The following is a 15,553-nucleotide window of genomic DNA, read 5'->3' as shown; positions in this document are numbered from 1 at the left end:
CGACCCCTCCCAGAGAGAGTGGCCGGCGCTTTGCTTGCAGCGGGCGCCGGTCACGAGTGGCGAGTTTATAGCGCCACCTGACATGAAGGAGAGACCCTTTGGGACGCATTCCTCGCGCTTATCTCATCAACCGGCTGACCACGCTGATCCTGACCGTTTTGATCGCCGCGACGATCATCTGGATCATCCCGCGCCTGTCGCCTGTTGATCCCGCCGAAATCGCCCTTGGCCGCATGGCTGCCGGTGCAGGGTCTGTTGCCAATTCGGAAGAGATCCTGGCCCAGTTGCGCGCCAATATGGGCATCGACGAGCCAATGCTCCTGCAATACTTCCGCTATATCACCGGTGCTTTGGTGTTTGATTTCGGGCTCTCGACGGCGGCCTTTCCAACGCCCGTCTCCACCTTGATCCTCAACGCGCTGCCCTGGACGCTGGGGCTGATGATCCTGTCGCTGATCATCACCTTTGTCATCGGCAACCTGCTGGGCGCGCTGATGGTCTGGGACCGCTCGCCCAAACTGGTGCGGGTGGCCATTCCGGCTGCGATGGTCTTTACCTCGATCCCGCCCATTCTGTCGGGTCTTTTGCTGATGTGGGTCTTTGCGGCCAAGCTGCAATGGTTCCCGCTGACCGGGGCCTACAGCATATTTGTCGAACCCGGCTGGACATGGGAGTTCGTGCAGTCGGTCGTCTATCACGGCTTTTTGCCTGCCCTTTCGATTGTCGTTGTCACATTCGGCTTCTGGGCCCTGGGCATGCGCGGCCTGATGATCGGGGTGCAAGGCGAAGACTACGTTAAACTGGCCGAGGCCAAGGGCCTGCGCCCGCGCTACATTCTTTACCGCTACATGATCCGCAATGCGATCCTGCCGCAGATCACGGCCTTTGCGCTCAAGATCGGTCTGCTCATCGCGGGACAGGTTCTGGTGGAACGCATCTTTGCCTATAACGGCATGGGCAAGCTGCTATACGATGCGATCCTCAATCAGGACTTCCCCGTGATCCAGGGTGTGAGCTTCGTGATCATTCTGATCACCGCGCTCAGCGTGTTTCTTGTCGATTTGGTCTACCCGTTTATTGATCCTCGCATCCGGCATGAGGTGGCTTGATATGACATCCCAAGACCACTTGCCCCCGACACGCGCTGAAAAGCGGCAGGCAAAACGGATCAAACGCTTTGATAATCCATGGATGAACCCCAAGCTGATCTGGGGCGCTGCCCTGCTGCTTGGTATCATCGCGATGGGGATCATCGGGCGGTTCGTCTGGGATCCCGATCTGGTGTTCACCGGATCCAGCATGCTGCGTCTGCCCCCTGTCGGTTTTGAGAACCTGCGCGGTCAGGCCGGGAGCATGGCAAACCCGCTGGGGACGGATGGCGGAGGCCGCGACGTGCTGGCGCTGATCATCATCGGCGCGCCGAACACACTTTTCGTGGGTCTGCTCGCGTCTTTGATCGGTATGTCCATCGGTATCTTTCTGGGCTTCTCGGCAGGTTTTCTGGGGGGACGGACGGACGATATCATTCGCGTGAGCGCCGATGTGATGATCACCATCCCTCCCCTGCTGATCCTTGTCGTGTTCCAATCCGCCTTCGGAGACGTCTCGCTTACGATGATGGCCCTGCTCATCGCGGGGTTCGTCTGGCAATCGCCGACCCGCCTGATCCGGGCGCAGGTCCTGTCGATGAAGCAATCGGGCTATGTGCAAATGGCGCAGCTATCCGGTGCCTCGACCAGCCACATCATGTTCCGCGAGATGATGCCCAATCTGGTGCCGTATCTCTTTGGCTCGTTCATCGCGTCGGTCACCACATCCATTGTGACCGCCGTGGGGCTCGAGGTGCTCGGGCTTGGTCCACAACGCATCCCGACCCTTGGCCGCACGATCTACGAGGCCATCAACGCAGGCGCGCTGATTCAAAACCTGTGGTGGTGGTGGGGTATTCCGACATTGCTGCTGGCCATCATCTTCATTGGGCTTTTGCTGATCAATCTCGGCCTTGATGAGGTTTCAAATCCCCGCCTGAGGAGGCTGTCATGACAGAGAAACCCGTCCTCACCCTGAAAGACCTGTCGATCGAGTTTCCGACCCCGCAAGGCGTGGTGCAGGCGGTCAAAGCGCTGTCGCTCGATATCCACAAAGGCCGACGCGTTGGTTTTATCGGCGAAAGCGGCTCCGGAAAGACGACGACCGCGCTGGCGGTGATGCAAATGCTGGCGGAACCCGGGCGCGTTGCTGGTGGCACGATTGATCTGGGCGGCACCAATGTGCTGGATCTTGACGAAGACCAGATGCGCCGCACACGCCTGAGCCGCGTGGCCTACATCCCGCAGGGGGCTATGAATTCGCTGAACCCGGTGATGCGTGTCGAGCCGCAGATGTGGGACGGTATCATCGCCCATGAGGGCAAACTGGACCGCGCCGAGCTTAAACGCCGTTCGGATGCCGCGCTGGAAAGCGTCGGCCTGCCCCAGCATACCGCCGATCTTTATCCGCACGAGCTGTCAGGCGGCATGAAACAGCGGGTCTGTATCGCGATGGGGATCATCTTGAACCCCGAACTGATCATCGCGGACGAACCGACATCGGCGCTGGATGTGGTCACCCAGCGGCAGGTGATGCAAACGCTCAAGGCGATCCAATCCGAGATTGGCTCCGGTCTGATGCTGATCGGCCATGACATGGGGCTGATGGCACAGACCGTGGATGAATTGGCCGTTTTGAAAGACGGCGAACTGGTCGAGCACGGCACGGTGCAACAAATTCTAGAGGCGCCAAAGCACCCCTATACGCGCGACTTAATCTCCTCGGTTCCGTTGGTTGGGGGCGAGAGTTTCCTTAACCCCGATGCCCGTGCCAAGGCCCCTGAACGCGCAAGTGCCGAGCCGTTGCTGCGCTTTGAGGACGTGCGGAAAAACTACGGCGCGGTGACAGCCCTGCATCCGATGTCGTTTACCCTGCAAGGCGACACACCGCAGATCATTTCCATCGTCGGACAATCGGGGTCTGGCAAATCGACCATGGGGTCGATCATGCTGGGTTTTAATCCGCCCAGTGAAGGGCGCGTGCTGTTTGAAGGGCAGGACGTGGCAAGAATGTCTGCGGCACAATCGCTCGATTTCCGCAAGAATGTGCAGGCCGTTTTCCAAGACCCCTACGCGTGTTTCAACCCGTTCTACCGGGTCAATCACGCGCTGAAATTTCCGTTCAAGCAGTTCGGGCTGGCCAAATCCGACGCTCATACCCAGACCGCCATGGAAGAGGCCTGCGATGCTGTCGGGCTAGATCCCGATCTGGTCCTCAACCGCTATCCTCACCAGCTCTCTGGTGGGCAGCGCCAGCGCCTTATCGTTGCGCGTGCGCTGATGCTCAGCCCCAAATTGCTGATCGCGGATGAGCCCGTTTCGATGGTTGATGCCTCCCTGCGGGCGTCGATCCTGTCGAACATCTACGATCTGAAAGACAAATACGGTATCTCGATCCTCTACATCACCCATGACCTGGCAACGGCCTATCACGTCAGCGACTACGTCATGGTCCTGTTCAAAGGCCATGTGGTCGAGGCGGGGCCACCGAAAGAGGTCATCGGCGCACCACAGCACCCCTATACCAAGTTGCTGATCGACAGCATCCCATGGCCTGACCTGCATCGAAGCTGGGGGGACGGACGGCAAGACTGGGACCCGGTCAAGCTGGAGGCCGAAGCCGCGAAAGCGCGCTCCATCTATCGTGGCATCGTCCCGGGTTTTGATTTGCAGGAAGCATGAAACGCCAATGGCCCTTCACCCCCGAAAAGCTGGGCGCGCGGCTTAAGCTGATCGCGCCTTATGTGCATCGGCGCCGATCCATCTTGCCGCATTTTCGCATCCTTCCCTTGCTGGAACCGATGCTGGATGCGCCCATTTGCGGCGATCCGACACTATGGGATGAAATCCCCCATGAAAGCTATTGGGGTCATGCTGATCTGAATTTCGTCATGAAATCGACTTTTCAAGTGCCGGACGGTTGGGACGCGACAAACCTCGCGCTTCATTTGCCGTTGGGTCTTCTGGGCGATGTGTTCAATCATCCCGAAGCGATGGTGCATGTTGACCGCATCCCCATCGGCTCGGCGGATCGCTATCACCACACGATCCGCCTTGATCCTGATGTCGCTGATGGTGCGCCGCATGTGCTGTCACTGCACGGCTGGACCGGGCTGGCCGGTTGGCCCCCTGAGCCGAACTCCAAATCCAAGCTGTTCATGGGGGTGCCGGCTTTGGTCGAACGCGACCCGGTATTGCTGGAGCTGGTGCAACTTGCGCAGACCGTATTGGACACGGCCACAACGCTCGACAACGCGACAGGCGCGGCCGTTCTGGACATATTGGATCATGCGCTGCGCCTGCTCGACACGCGTGATCCCATCGGTGATGCGCTTTACAGCACCGCCCCCGAAGCTTTGTCGCTCCTGAAGGCTGAACTGCCCTCGGCCGGGGACCCGCTGGACATCACCCTGCACGGCATCGGCCATGCGCATATGGATATCGCCTATCTTTGGACGGTCGATCAGATCAGGCTGAAGAACGCGCGGACCTATACGAATGTGCTGCGTTTGATGGAGGACGATCCCGATTTCCAGTTCTCGCATTCGCAACCCCAGCTTTATGCCTACACCGCAAAGGACTACCCTGCCCTTTTCGACAAGATCAAAGAGCGCGTTGCCGAAGGCCGCTGGGAGGTCATGGGCGGCATGTGGGTTGAGCCTGACCTGAATGTCATCGGTGCAGAATCGCTGATCCGGCAGCTCACATTGGGGCGCGGTTATTTCAGCGATACGTTTGGGGCGGTGGAGACGCCTGTCCTCTGGCTCCCCGACACGTTCGGTTTTCCCGCACAAATCCCGCAGCTGATGCAGCTTGCCGGGCTTGATTGGTTCGTCACGAACAAGCTGAACTGGAACCAGCTTAATCAGATCGCCTCCTCAACGCATCACTGGGAGGGGCTGGACGGGTCGCGTGTGCTGGCTCATGTGCTGAGCACACCGCGCGACGTGCAGTATCTGCCTTTTCCAACCAACTACAAAAGTGACCTGACCGCGCCAGAGGTTCTGGGCACGGTCACCAGATGCACCTCGCCCCAGTCGGTGCGCGATCTGCCGATTTGCTTTGGTTACGGCGATGGCGGCGGCGGCCCCACCGAGGACCTTCTTGCCAAGGCGCAAGCCTTCAAAAGCATGCCCGGCATGCCGCAGTTCAAATACAGCAACGTGCGCGACATGTTTGACGCCATCAAGGACACTCCTGATCTGCCCGTTTGGCAGGGTGAGCATTACATGGAGGGTCATCGCGGCACCTACACATCTCAAGGCTGGATCAAACGCGCGAACCGCAAGGCGGAGTGGGCGCTGCACGAGGCCGAAGCGATGGCCGTGATGGCAGGGCAGAACCCGGACCTGACGGAGGCGTGGCAGCTGCTATGCCTTAACCAGTTCCATGACATCATCACCGGCACATCAATCGGACAGGTGTTTGACGACACGCGCGGTGATTTTGCCAACATCAGAGCTTTGGTCGAGGATGCCGCAAGCACGGCGGCCAAAGCGCTGGCCGGGCCTGAGCCGCGCGCGGTGAACACGGCGCCAACGACAGGCCCACGGCTGGCACTGTTTGGTGACAATACGGCGGTGAAGGGGCAGACCACGGCAGAGGGCACACTTGCCTTCTTCGATGACTTGCCGGGCTATTGCGTTGTGCCAATCTCTGCGGCTGTCATGCCAAAAGGTGAGGTCACCGCCCGCAAGGACGGTGCGCGGTTTATCCTGGAAAACCCGTTGCTGCGGGTCGTGCTGACACCCGATGGCACTGTTTCAGAGGTTTTCGACAAGCGGGGCGAGCGGAGCGTTCTTGCAGATGGCAGTCTTGGAAACCAACTGCTGGCATTTGAAGATCGTCCGATTTGCTGGGACGCCTGGGACATTGACCCAAGCTATGAAGAGCATTGCGCGCTGGTCACCGGTGACACCATAGCTGAGATTGTCGAAACAGGACCGTTACGGGCAACCATCCACTTTGTCACGCGTTGGCGGCACAGCGAAATCCGCCAAAGCATCCAACTGCGCGCGCATTCCGCACGGCTGGATTTTGTCACGGATGTGGACTGGCACGAGCAGCACACGCTGCTGAAAGCCGCGTTCTCGACAACACTCGTCAGCGACACTGCGAGTTATGATACGCAATGGGGCCGCGTGTCGCGCAGCACGCGTCGCGACACTGATTTCGACGCAGCGCGCTTTGAAGTACCGGCCCAGAAATGGGCGTGTTTGACGGACAAAAACCTTGGCGTCGCGGTTCTGAATGACTGCAAATACGGCTATGATGTGCTTGGCGGGCGTATCCGTATCACGCTCATCAAATCGGCAACCGCCCCCGACCCGAATGCAGACCAAGGGGGCCACCGGTTCACCTATGCCTTATTGCCGTTCGATGCCGATCAGCCGGAACAGCTTGATCACGAGGCATATGATCTGAACGCCCCGCTCAGGGTGCTGGAGACGTCTGCCTCGGATATGGCCGCGTCCAAACCGGTTGCAGCCTCAAGCGCGCGCAATGTCATCATCGAAACGATCAAGCCCGCAAATGCCGACGGTGACATCGTCCTGCGCATGTTCGAAGCGCATGGCGTTGCGACGACCACCGAGCTTACCTTGGGTTTTGGCTGCAAGGCGGCCCATGTGGCAACGATTTTCGAGGACCCGATCGCGCCTTTGGCGCTCGATCAGAACAGGGTCGCTGTGACGCTCAAGCCTTTTGAGATCAAGACCGTGAAATTTTCGCGTGCGTGAGATCTGGTGAAGACACGAAAACCCGTGGATTTGCTTACAGTGCGTTGGGCAGTCAGGGCTGAAACCTCAGGTAACGTGTTCGGAAAAACAGGCGTAACGCCGCCCTCTATCCCGCGACCTTCACACCGCGACGGCCGGCCAGATCAGTGAAATACTGCCACGCGACACGGCCTGAGCGCGCGCCGCGCGTTGCTTGCCATTCGACGGCCTCGGCACGCAAGACGTCGTCCTCAATCTCGACACCGTGGGCGTCGCAATAGCCGCGGATCATCGCCAGATACTCGTCCTGGCTGCAGGCATGAAAGCCCAGCCACAGCCCGAAACGGTCGGAAAGAGAGACCTTTTCTTCAACCGCCTCGGACGGATTGATCGCCGAGCCGCGCTCGTTCTCGATCATATCGCGGGGCATCAGGTGGCGGCGGTTGGAGGTGGCGTAGAACAGCACGTTTTCGGGGCGGCCTTCGATGCCACCATCCAAAACGGCTTTCAGGGATTTGTAGTGCTGGTCGTCATGAGAAAAGCTGAGGTCATCGCAGAAGAGCAGGAAGCGGTGATCGGAGGCGCGTAGATGCGTAAGCAAACGCGAGATGCTGGGCAGGTCTTCGCGCTGAAGTTCGACCACTTTGAGCGGCAGGCCTTCAGCATTCACCGCGCCGTGCACAGCTTTGACGAGAGAGGATTTGCCCATCCCGCGCGCGCCCCAGAGGAGCGCGTTGTTGGCGGGCAGACCGCGCGCAAACTGGCGGGTGTTCTCCAGCAATGTCTCGCGGGAGCGGTCGACGCCGATCAGCAGATCAAGGGCGATGCGGTTGACCTTTGGCACCGGGGTCAGGCCGTCGGGGTTGGTGTGCCAGACGAAGGCGCCGGCGGCGTCGAAATCCGGCGCGCCTGCGGGGGGCGGGCTCATCCGGTCCAGCGCAGCGGCGATCCGCTTGAGGGTTTTGCTCACTTGGCGGCCTCGTCTTCGTCGAGATCGCCGTCGCCATACAGCTCTTCGTCCCAGAGGCCTTCTTCCTGCATCTGCTTTTTGCGTTTCTTCTCAACGCCTTGGACAAGCCAGATCGAAACCTCATAGAGGCCGTAGACCACGACGAACAGGATGATCTGCGTGACGACATCAGGCGGGGTCACCAACGCGGCGAGCACCAAAATGCCGACGACGGCATATTTGCGCACCTCGCGCAGACCGCGCGATGAAACCAGCCCGGCCTTGCCCATCAGGGTCAGCAAGACGGGCAATTGGAAGCACAGCCCGAAGGCAAAGATGAACTTGAGTGAGACGTCCAGCGACTCGCGCACGGAGCCGAGGAAGACCGTCGACAGCTCCTGACTTTCCGCGCTTGGCACGACGGTCTCGCCGGTGACCAAAGCGGTCAGCGCGGGGATCGCGTCGGAAAAGCCGATGAAGAAGTTCATCGCCAGCGGTGTCACAACGTAGTGCGCGAAGGACGCACCCATCAGGAACAGCAACGGCGAGGCGATGATGAAGGGCAGAAACGCGCTCTTTTCAGATTTATAGAGGCCGGGGGCCACGAACCGCCAAAGCTGATGCGCAATCACGGGAAAGCTGAGCGCGAAGCCCGCGATCACGGAGATGCGGATCAATACGAAGAATTTTTCCTGTGGGGCTGTGAAGATCAGGCGGGGGTCTTCGCCGCGTCCGCGCAGGATGTCTGCGATGGGTTCGGCCAGGAAATTCAGGATCGGTTCGGCCACGGTGAAACAGGCCACCATGGCAACCACAAAGGCCAGAACAGAGCGAATGAGCCGCGTGCGCAGCTCGGTCAGGTGCTCGATCAGCGGGGCCTGACTGTCGTCAATCTGCTCGGTGTCGCTCATGCTTTTGCATCCTTGGGGGCGGGCTCTGGCGTGTCCGGTGCAGCCTCTGCCGCTTTGGCGGCGGCCTCACGATCCAGCCGTTCCTGGGCTTTGCGGGCAGAGACCTCGTGGATTTTCTTGGCCGCCTCGGCGCGTTCTTCGGCCAGCTTCGCCGTCTCGGAGCCTTCGCGCAGCTTGGTCGGCTCCGACGGTTCCCATTTGGCGAAATCTGTCGCCTCTTTGACCTTGTCGAGCCCGTATTTCTTGGGGTTGCTCATGTTTTTCAGATCGCCTGCGATATCCTTGACGCCCGCCTCATCGGCGGCGTCTTCCATCGCGCGAGAGAACTCGCGGGCCATGCCGCGCGCTTTGCCCGCAAAGCGACCCACGGTGCGAAACATCACCGGCAACTCTTTGGGACCCACGACGATCAACGCCACAAGCCCCACGACGACCATCTCGCCCCAGCCCAATCCAAACATAGTTACGCCTCCGACGCTTGAGCCGCGCTTCAGGCTTTGTCTTTTTCGGCCTCAGGGGTGACGTCCTTGGCCTCGGCGGCCTTTTCTTCTTCCAACTCGTTGGCGCCGTCATTCACGCCCTTTTTGAACGCGGTGATGCCTTTACCGACCTCACCCATCAGGCTGGACACCTTGCCGCGCCCGAAAAGAACGAGGACGACAACGGCGATCAGAAGGAAGCCCATGGGGCCAATATTATTCAGCATGTTTTCTCTCCGAAGAACTGCGGGGGATATCTGTCTTGAAGGGACACTAGACAGGCCTTTGACCGATCAAAAGAGGGAAAACCGCGGCAAAAGTGGCAATTCAAGAAGGATTCGAACCCTTCGTGACAAAAACTTGTCAGTTGTCGAAAATCTGTCAGTATGTCGACCCATGTCCCGTGCTGACCGTCTCACCCAGTTGATCCAGATCCTGCGCGATGGTGCGCTCCACAAGGCGGCTGATCTGGCCGCTGCGACAGGCGTGTCCCAACGCACGATCTACCGCGATATGGAGCGTTTAGCCTCTGCTGGGGTGCCGATCGCAGGGGCGCGCGGGATCGGGTATTGGGTGACGGCGCAGGTGACCCTGCCCCCGCTGAACCTGACCACGGACGAGCTGGAGGCGCTGCATCTGGGCCTGTCGGTCATCGCGGATGCAGGAGATGATGCGCTGAAAGAGGCCGCGCGGTCGTTGTCTGCCAAGGTGGATGCAGTGCTGCCCGAAGATCGCGAGACCGCGCCCGTGGGCTGGGGCGTGGCCGCCTACCCGTTTGCGGATGCCGCCCTTGGATTTCAGCATATGCCCAGCCTGCGTGCCGCAATCCGCGCGCGCCAGAAAGTGGCGGTTGAGATTGACGGTGTGCGGCACATCCTGCGCCCGCTCAAGCTGGATTACTGGGGCCGTGTGTGGACCTGCATCGCGTGGTCAGAAACCGACGCTGCTTTCACCGATCTGCGCCTCGACCAGATCACCGATCTGCGTGTTCTGCCTGAGCTTTTTACCGATGAGCCGGGCAAACGCCTGACCGACCGACCCTAAGCTTGGTGAAAACCCGCCGATTGGCTTTTTCGTTGTAAACCACAGCTTTCGCTCGCCGTCCGGGCCTGTCACGAGGACCCTACGATTTGCATATTAACGCGACGAGGCAAAACAGATGATACAGTGCAAACCTATTGGTAAATCGTGGTTTTTTACGAGCTTTCCCACAATCGCAGCACAGATGAAGGCCGCTTTGCTCGGCGTCTCCCTGACATTGGCGTTGCCCTTGGCAGCGCAGGCGCTTGAAGACGCTCTGGCCGCTGATATCGAGGCGTTGGAGGCCAATCTGGATGCTCGGATTGGCGTTCTGGTGCTTGATACCGGGTCTGATTGGCAATGGGCGCATCGCGAGGGCGAGCGGTTTCTGATGGCCAGCACGTTCAAGACGTTGCTGTGCGGGACGATCCTGAACCGGGTCGATGAGGGCTTGCTTTCGCTGGACGAGGCTATCGCCATCCGCGAAAGCGATCTGGTTCCTTATGCCCCGGTGGTGGAGAAGAATGTCGGCAGCGCGCTCACGCTGGCAGAACTGTGCCTTGCAACGGTCGATATGAGCGACAATGCCGCCGCCAATCTCTTGACCGGACGGTTGGGCGGCCCGCAAGAGGTCACCGATTTCCTGCGACAGATCGGCGACCCGGACACGCGGCTGGACCGGTTGGAGCCTGAGGTGAACGTGTTTGCGCCGGGCGATCCGCGTGACACGTCGACGCCCACGGGCATGCTGACCAGTTGGCAGGCTTTGTTGCTGGGCGACGCGCTGAGTGACACGTCGCAAGCGCAATTGGCCGATTGGCTGAGCCGTGGCAGTGTGACGGGTCAGTTCATCCGCGCCCATGCGCCCGAGGACTGGGGCATCTGGGACAAATCCGGCGGCGGGCGGGATCACACGCGCAATCTGATTGCGATGGTGCAAAAGCCCGAGGACGCGCCTTATCTGATCGCCATTTTCGTGTCGGATACACCTGCTGATTGGGACACGCGTAATGCAGCGGTCTCTCAGATTGCCGCGGCCATCGTAAAGGTCATTGCCGAGCGTTAAAAAATGGGGCTGGCCGTCTCGCGGACGGCTAGCCCACCTCTTTGGGGAAAACAAAGCACCGGTCCCGGCGGATCATCAGCCAGAGCGGCGTACCCGGCTTGGGTAAAAAGACCGATGGAATTGAGGCCGTCATCAGGCTGCCATCATACTCCATCCGGAACTCCACAAGGCTTTCGCGCCCCATAAAACGCGCGCGTTCGACCAATGCGCGTGCAGGCGCACCATCGACGGGCGTCGGCAAGGGGCCGCTTCCGTGGCGATCAAAGTCAATGCGAAGGTGCTGGGGCCGGATCACAATCTCGATCTCGCCACCATCGGGAACGCCGGGGGCCAGAAACTCGCCAAACGCGGTCTTTGTCAAAGCCCCATGAACTTTGCCCGGTATCACATTGATATCACTGAAGAACGCGGCGACACGCTTGTCCTTTGGTGCATTGTAGATATTGTACGGTGCGCCCTGCTGGACGATCTTGCCGCCCCGCATCAGCGCGATTTCATCGGCCATGCGCATCGCCTCGTCCGGCTCGTGGGTCACAAGCAGAACGGCAGTGCCTTCTTCCTTGAGAACCTCAAGCGTCTGGTCGCGAATTTCATCGCGCAGACGGTTGTCGAGACCTGAAAACGGCTCGTCCATTAGCATAATCTTGGGCTTGGGCGCCAAGGCGCGGGCCAGTGCGACGCGCTGTTGCTCGCCCCCTGACAACTGGTGGGGATAGTCGTCAATGAAGCGGCCCATATTGACCCGCTCCAGCAACTGAAGCGCCCGCGCGCGCTGTGCGTCTTTCGGACCCTCAAGGCCAAACGCCACGTTCTGCGCGACGCTAAGGTGTGGAAACAGCGCAAAGTCCTGAAACATCAGACCAATAGCCCGCCGTTCGGGCGGCACGCGAAAAACCGTGTCGCACACAAGATCGCCATCAACGTAAATCTCGCCGCTGTCTTGCATGTCGACCCCAGCGATCATCCGCAAAGTTGTGGATTTCCCACAGCCAGAGGGGCCCAGCAGACAGGTCACCTGCCCTGCTCTGATCTGCAGAGAGACATCATCCACAACGGCGCGCCCGTCATACCGGCGCATCAGGTTTTTGATCTCAAGCCGGGGCGCAGAAGCTGCCACTGCCTATCCTTACGAAAACACTTGGGTTAGCGGCGGGGGTATCAGGCCCCCGCGTCGCTCGCAACCCCGCTTGGCCGGCGCGCGCCAGCCAAAACGGCGGCGAAACCGACGACCAGAACCACAACGCAGATCGCCAGAAGCTGCTCGTATTTGTGACCTTCCGGCAAGATCGCCGCGACCAGTTCGTTGCCGCGCAGGAAATAGGCCACTGCCCCCAGCATCGCCGCCGCAAAGGCCACGATGTAAGCCCAAAGCGCAATAACGCGGTTCATCACCAGCCCCACGATCAGTACAGGCGTCAGGAACATCGACGCCGTCCCGCTGACAGCGACCGCATCGAACAGCGCCTTGTTGCCCCACAGGGTCAACGCCGCGCCGCCCACCATGAAGGCCACCATCGCGATGCGCCCGCCATTCAGGGTGCGAGGCAGCAGGCGCAGTTCTTCCACAGTCAGCCGCGCGGCGGAGGCCAGTGCCGAGTCCAGCGTGGAAAGCGCCGAAACCAGCAGCGACACCAACAGCGCCACAAAGACCCAGGCCGGGAACATGCCAGCCCATGTTCCAATCAGCTCACCCTCGTATTCGGCACCTACGAGGCTCGCCTGAATGCCGAACATCCCGAAGGCCAGAATGCACAAGGTCGAGATCCAGAAGGCATGGAGAAAGGATGCTTTGGTGGTCTTTTCATCCGCGATGAAACCGCGATCCATCATCACCGGATCATGGGCCGGATAGCTGAAGACCTGCAGGAACGCGACGACCAGCAAGACCCAGCCATTATAGCTGCCCGAGGTGCCCTCGGCCGTCAGAACCGCCCCCAGCGAGAAGCCCGGCGACGTGATAAGCGCCACCAACGCAACGGCGAAAACCACAAGGAAAACAAGCATCTGCATGACGTCGGTGCGCAAAGCCGCCGAGAGGCCGCCCCACGCGGAATAGGCCAACCCCAGCACCGCCACGACAATGATCGAGAGCGGTCCGGCACTGGTCATCTCGGGCAACACAGCGGTGAAGATCAGGCCCACAACGATCAGGTTTGCGAACACTTCTGACAAAAGACGCAGCCCGATGACCACGTTGTAGCAGGTCACGCCCACGCCGCCGAACCGCGCCGACAGCCAATCCTGAACCGACCGAGCATCCTGTCCCCGCAGCTTTGCGACGATGAACCCGCCGCTCAGGAAAGAGCCGTAATAGGCGGCATAGGCCAGCGTTCCTGCGGCCCCGTAGAAATACCCAAGGATTGCGGCGTTCATGAGCGAGCGCGCAAAAATCCACGTGGTGACTTGGCTGAGAACCAGCGTCCAAAGCCCCGGCGCCTGCCCGCCCTCACCCGCGCCGTCATAAAACCCTTCAACCGACGCACGACGGGGCGCGACCGCCAAGGAGGCGAGAATGACAAGGCCAAAAAGGCCAATGAGCAGAGCAGCTTGCATGTGGGGGAGTCCTTAACTGAAGCGTTTTGCAAGCTCTAGCAGCGCCACCCGGACCCGCCCAGCCACAAAACCGTGGCCCACGGGAATGTGAGCGTTTACCGTATCTGAACGACAAAAAAGGGCCCGCTCTATGCGCATCAAAGCGAGAGTATTGAAAGACTATCTTAACGATCCTGCGCTTTTTGGACCGTTCGAAAACCATGTTCTGTATGCGATGACGCACAAGCATTTGTTGCATGACGGTTGCTTCGTAACGATGGGCAAGATCATGGCCATAGGTCGGATATATGCCGCCGACCCGTTTCGGCATGCTCCTAGGCCACACTCACATCGGCGCAAGGCATTGTATGAGGGGCTGGCCCATGCCCTGAAGGACAAGGGCCTCGACAAGATGTTGGCAGACATCGGCCCGCTTGAAACGCTGACGACAGAGGCTGATGTTCAGATCGATAGCGACATGCTTTTTCAACGCATTACCCAGTGCCATGCAGAGTTGGTAAAGATCATTTGCTCGGTGAAACACGACTGGGCACTGACCGGGGGCGCGCCGGAGACGACTGCACTCTGGAAGTTTGCGCACGCGCAGAATATCTCATTTGCATCGAAATACCTTCATTTCCATCGGCCCAATGCTTTCCCAATTTATGATAGCATTGCGCGGCATGGATTGCGCGCTTGGACCAGCACCGCCGCAGGGGCGACGTGCAGATCCACGGCCAGCTATCCTGCATTTTGCAAACAGATCCTAAAATTTGCTGCCGCACAATCGGACCCAAGAACGTTGCGGGAACTGGATACTATGCTGCTGGACCTAGGCAAAACGTAGGGTGGCGCGCCTACAAAGGCTTTGCAAAAGGGGTCTCTTTTACATGGTGATGTTCGTCCCACCGCCATCAAGCAAGATGTTTTGACCCACAATAAAGCCCGCATGTTGTGAGCACAGGAAGGCACAGGCCGCACCGAATTCCTCTTTGGTTCCGTAGCGGCGGGCCGGGATGCTGGCTTCGCGTTGGGCCTTGGCCTCTTCCATCGTGATGCCTTGCGCCTCGGTCACGCCTTTATCCAGCGAGATGGCACGGTCCGTCGCATGAATGCCCGGCAGCAGATTGTTGATCGTCACACCCGCATGCGCCACCTGACGGGAAGTTCCGGCGACATAGCCCGTCAACCCGGTGCGCGCAGCATTCGACAGGCCCAAGACACCGATGGGCGCCCGCACGGATTGGCTGGTGATGTTGACCACCCGGCCCCAGCCGCGCTCCATCATTCTTGGCAAAACCGCTTTCATCAACGCAATCGGCGTCAGCATATTGGCGTCCAGCGCGGCGATGAAGTCCTCCCGGTCCCAATCCGACCACATGCCCGGAGGCGGTCCGCCTGCATTGGTCACCAGAATGTCGATATCGCCCGCAGCCTCCAGCACTTGTGCCTGCCCGTCTGCCGTTGTCACATCGCAAGCCACGGTTGTCACATCGACCCCGAAATCACTGCGAATATCTGCTGCTGCGGCCTCCAGCGCTTCGGCCCCGCGCGCGTTCATGACAAGTGCGACACCCGCCTCGGCGAGCGCGCGCGCGCAACCCAGTCCCAGACCTTTTGACGAGGCACAGACCAGCGCGCGTTTTCCCTTTAATCCCAAATCCATAACAACAACCTCCCTGATTTGGAGCGGGCGTAGCATTCCCGACGGCCATCAGCAACATTGACCTAAAACCGCCCGCTCGTTGACGCGGTGCTGCCCTAATTCTACATTACTTTTCTGATAGCCGC

General features: G+C 59.8%; 14 protein-coding genes. 7 read left to right on the top strand and 7 right to left on the bottom strand.

Features of this window, described 5'->3' with window-relative positions; genetic code table 11:
- Positions 1-98 precede the first annotated feature (98 nt).
- From KUW67_RS01115 to KUW67_RS01100, 4 genes are read left to right on the top strand one after another with little or no spacing between them, the layout of a single operon-like run.
- Positions 99-1,109: an ABC transporter permease gene (locus tag KUW67_RS01115; RefSeq protein ID WP_224823424.1), complete on the top strand. Its 1,011-nt coding sequence runs from the start codon at positions 99-101 to the stop codon at positions 1,107-1,109.
- A gap of 1 nt (position 1,110) precedes the next feature.
- Complete coding sequence (locus tag KUW67_RS01110) at positions 1,111-2,043, top strand: ABC transporter permease (RefSeq protein ID WP_224823423.1); 933 nt, start codon at positions 1,111-1,113, stop codon at positions 2,041-2,043.
- Positions 2,040-3,770, top strand: a complete 1,731-nt coding sequence (locus KUW67_RS01105; RefSeq protein ID WP_224823422.1) for an ABC transporter ATP-binding protein — start codon at positions 2,040-2,042, stop codon at positions 3,768-3,770. The genes KUW67_RS01110 and KUW67_RS01105 overlap by 4 nt, the downstream gene beginning before the upstream one ends.
- The gene (locus KUW67_RS01100) at positions 3,767-6,826 is read left to right on the top strand and encodes a glycoside hydrolase family 38 C-terminal domain-containing protein (protein ID WP_224823421.1); all 3,060 of its coding nucleotides are present in this window, start codon (positions 3,767-3,769) and stop codon (positions 6,824-6,826) included. Before KUW67_RS01105 ends, KUW67_RS01100 begins: the two co-directional genes overlap by 4 nt.
- A gap of 106 nt (positions 6,827-6,932) precedes the next feature.
- Here the strand turns inward: KUW67_RS01100 and KUW67_RS01095 are convergent, their stop codons facing one another.
- From KUW67_RS01095 to KUW67_RS01080, 4 genes are read right to left on the bottom strand one after another with little or no spacing between them, the layout of a single operon-like run.
- The gene (locus tag KUW67_RS01095; RefSeq protein ID WP_224823801.1) at positions 6,933-7,733 is read right to left on the bottom strand and encodes an ATP-binding protein; all 801 of its coding nucleotides are present in this window, start codon (positions 7,731-7,733) and stop codon (positions 6,933-6,935) included.
- A gap of 38 nt (positions 7,734-7,771) precedes the next feature.
- On the bottom strand, positions 7,772-8,665 hold the full coding sequence (gene tatC, locus KUW67_RS01090) for a twin-arginine translocase subunit TatC (RefSeq protein WP_224823420.1): 894 nt from the start codon (positions 8,663-8,665) through the stop codon (positions 7,772-7,774).
- Positions 8,662-9,126, bottom strand: a complete 465-nt coding sequence (tatB, locus tag KUW67_RS01085) for a Sec-independent protein translocase protein TatB (protein ID WP_224823419.1) — start codon at positions 9,124-9,126, stop codon at positions 8,662-8,664. Before tatB ends, tatC begins: the two co-directional genes overlap by 4 nt.
- Before the next feature lie 29 nt (positions 9,127-9,155).
- Entirely contained in the window at positions 9,156-9,371 is a 216-nt protein-coding gene (locus tag KUW67_RS01080; RefSeq protein ID WP_224823418.1) for a twin-arginine translocase TatA/TatE family subunit, read from the bottom strand.
- A 169-nt stretch (positions 9,372-9,540) separates the two neighbouring features.
- Between KUW67_RS01080 and KUW67_RS01075 the strand changes: the two genes are divergently transcribed.
- Both KUW67_RS01075 and bla read left to right on the top strand, forming a co-directional pair.
- Positions 9,541-10,188: a YafY family protein gene (locus KUW67_RS01075; protein ID WP_224823417.1), complete on the top strand. Its 648-nt coding sequence runs from the start codon at positions 9,541-9,543 to the stop codon at positions 10,186-10,188.
- Between the two features lie 181 nt (positions 10,189-10,369).
- Positions 10,370-11,230 (top strand): class A beta-lactamase, encoded by an 861-nt coding sequence (gene bla / locus KUW67_RS01070; RefSeq protein WP_224823416.1) that lies wholly within the window; start codon positions 10,370-10,372, stop codon positions 11,228-11,230.
- A gap of 28 nt (positions 11,231-11,258) precedes the next feature.
- Here bla and KUW67_RS01065 read toward each other — a convergent pair whose 3' ends face one another.
- Both KUW67_RS01065 and KUW67_RS01060 read right to left on the bottom strand, forming a co-directional pair.
- A complete protein-coding gene (locus KUW67_RS01065) occupies positions 11,259-12,308 on the bottom strand; it encodes an ABC transporter ATP-binding protein (protein WP_224823800.1) in 1,050 nt (349 codons plus the stop codon).
- A gap of 80 nt (positions 12,309-12,388) precedes the next feature.
- On the bottom strand, positions 12,389-13,783 hold the full coding sequence (locus KUW67_RS01060) for a sodium:proline symporter (RefSeq protein WP_224823415.1): 1,395 nt from the start codon (positions 13,781-13,783) through the stop codon (positions 12,389-12,391).
- 130 nt (positions 13,784-13,913) lie between these two features.
- On the opposite strand from KUW67_RS01060, the gene KUW67_RS01055 reads away from it, so the two are divergent.
- Positions 13,914-14,609, top strand: a complete 696-nt coding sequence (locus KUW67_RS01055) for a hypothetical protein (protein ID WP_224823414.1) — start codon at positions 13,914-13,916, stop codon at positions 14,607-14,609.
- Between the two features lie 39 nt (positions 14,610-14,648).
- On the opposite strand, the gene KUW67_RS01050 is transcribed toward KUW67_RS01055, so the two are convergent.
- On the bottom strand, positions 14,649-15,428 hold the full coding sequence (locus KUW67_RS01050; RefSeq protein WP_224823413.1) for an SDR family oxidoreductase: 780 nt from the start codon (positions 15,426-15,428) through the stop codon (positions 14,649-14,651).
- Positions 15,429-15,553: the final 125 nt, after the last annotated feature.

Origin of the sequence: Cognatishimia sp. MH4019, assembly GCF_020177595.1 — a bacterium.
Classification (GTDB): domain Bacteria; phylum Pseudomonadota; class Alphaproteobacteria; order Rhodobacterales; family Rhodobacteraceae; genus JAHTBL01.
This window is presented reverse-complemented; position numbering and strand designations above follow the sequence as displayed.

Bases quoted from the DNA above. Each gene is read 5' to 3' on its own strand.
- KUW67_RS01110 (WP_224823423.1), top strand. From the start codon at position 1,111: ATGACATCCCAAGACCACTTGCCCCCGACACGCGCTGAAAAGCGGCAG.
- KUW67_RS01105 (WP_224823422.1), top strand. From the start codon at position 2,040: ATGACAGAGAAACCCGTCCTCACCCTGAAAGACCTGTCGATCGAGTTT.
- KUW67_RS01100 (WP_224823421.1), top strand. From the start codon at position 3,767: ATGAAACGCCAATGGCCCTTCACCCCCGAAAAGCTGGGCGCGCGGCTT.
- KUW67_RS01095 (WP_224823801.1), bottom strand. From the start codon at position 7,733: ATGAGCCCGCCCCCCGCAGGCGCGCCGGATTTCGACGCCGCCGGCGCC.
- tatC (WP_224823420.1), bottom strand. From the start codon at position 8,665: ATGAGCGACACCGAGCAGATTGACGACAGTCAGGCCCCGCTGATCGAG.
- tatB (WP_224823419.1), bottom strand. From the start codon at position 9,126: ATGTTTGGATTGGGCTGGGGCGAGATGGTCGTCGTGGGGCTTGTGGCG.
- KUW67_RS01080 (WP_224823418.1), bottom strand. From the start codon at position 9,371: ATGCTGAATAATATTGGCCCCATGGGCTTCCTTCTGATCGCCGTTGTC.
- KUW67_RS01075 (WP_224823417.1), top strand. From the start codon at position 9,541: ATGTCCCGTGCTGACCGTCTCACCCAGTTGATCCAGATCCTGCGCGAT.
- bla (WP_224823416.1), top strand. From the start codon at position 10,370: ATGAAGGCCGCTTTGCTCGGCGTCTCCCTGACATTGGCGTTGCCCTTG.
- KUW67_RS01065 (WP_224823800.1), bottom strand. From the start codon at position 12,308: ATGCGCCGGTATGACGGGCGCGCCGTTGTGGATGATGTCTCTCTGCAG.
- KUW67_RS01060 (WP_224823415.1), bottom strand. From the start codon at position 13,783: ATGCAAGCTGCTCTGCTCATTGGCCTTTTTGGCCTTGTCATTCTCGCC.
- KUW67_RS01055 (WP_224823414.1), top strand. From the start codon at position 13,914: ATGCGCATCAAAGCGAGAGTATTGAAAGACTATCTTAACGATCCTGCG.
- KUW67_RS01050 (WP_224823413.1), bottom strand. From the start codon at position 15,428: ATGGATTTGGGATTAAAGGGAAAACGCGCGCTGGTCTGTGCCTCGTCA.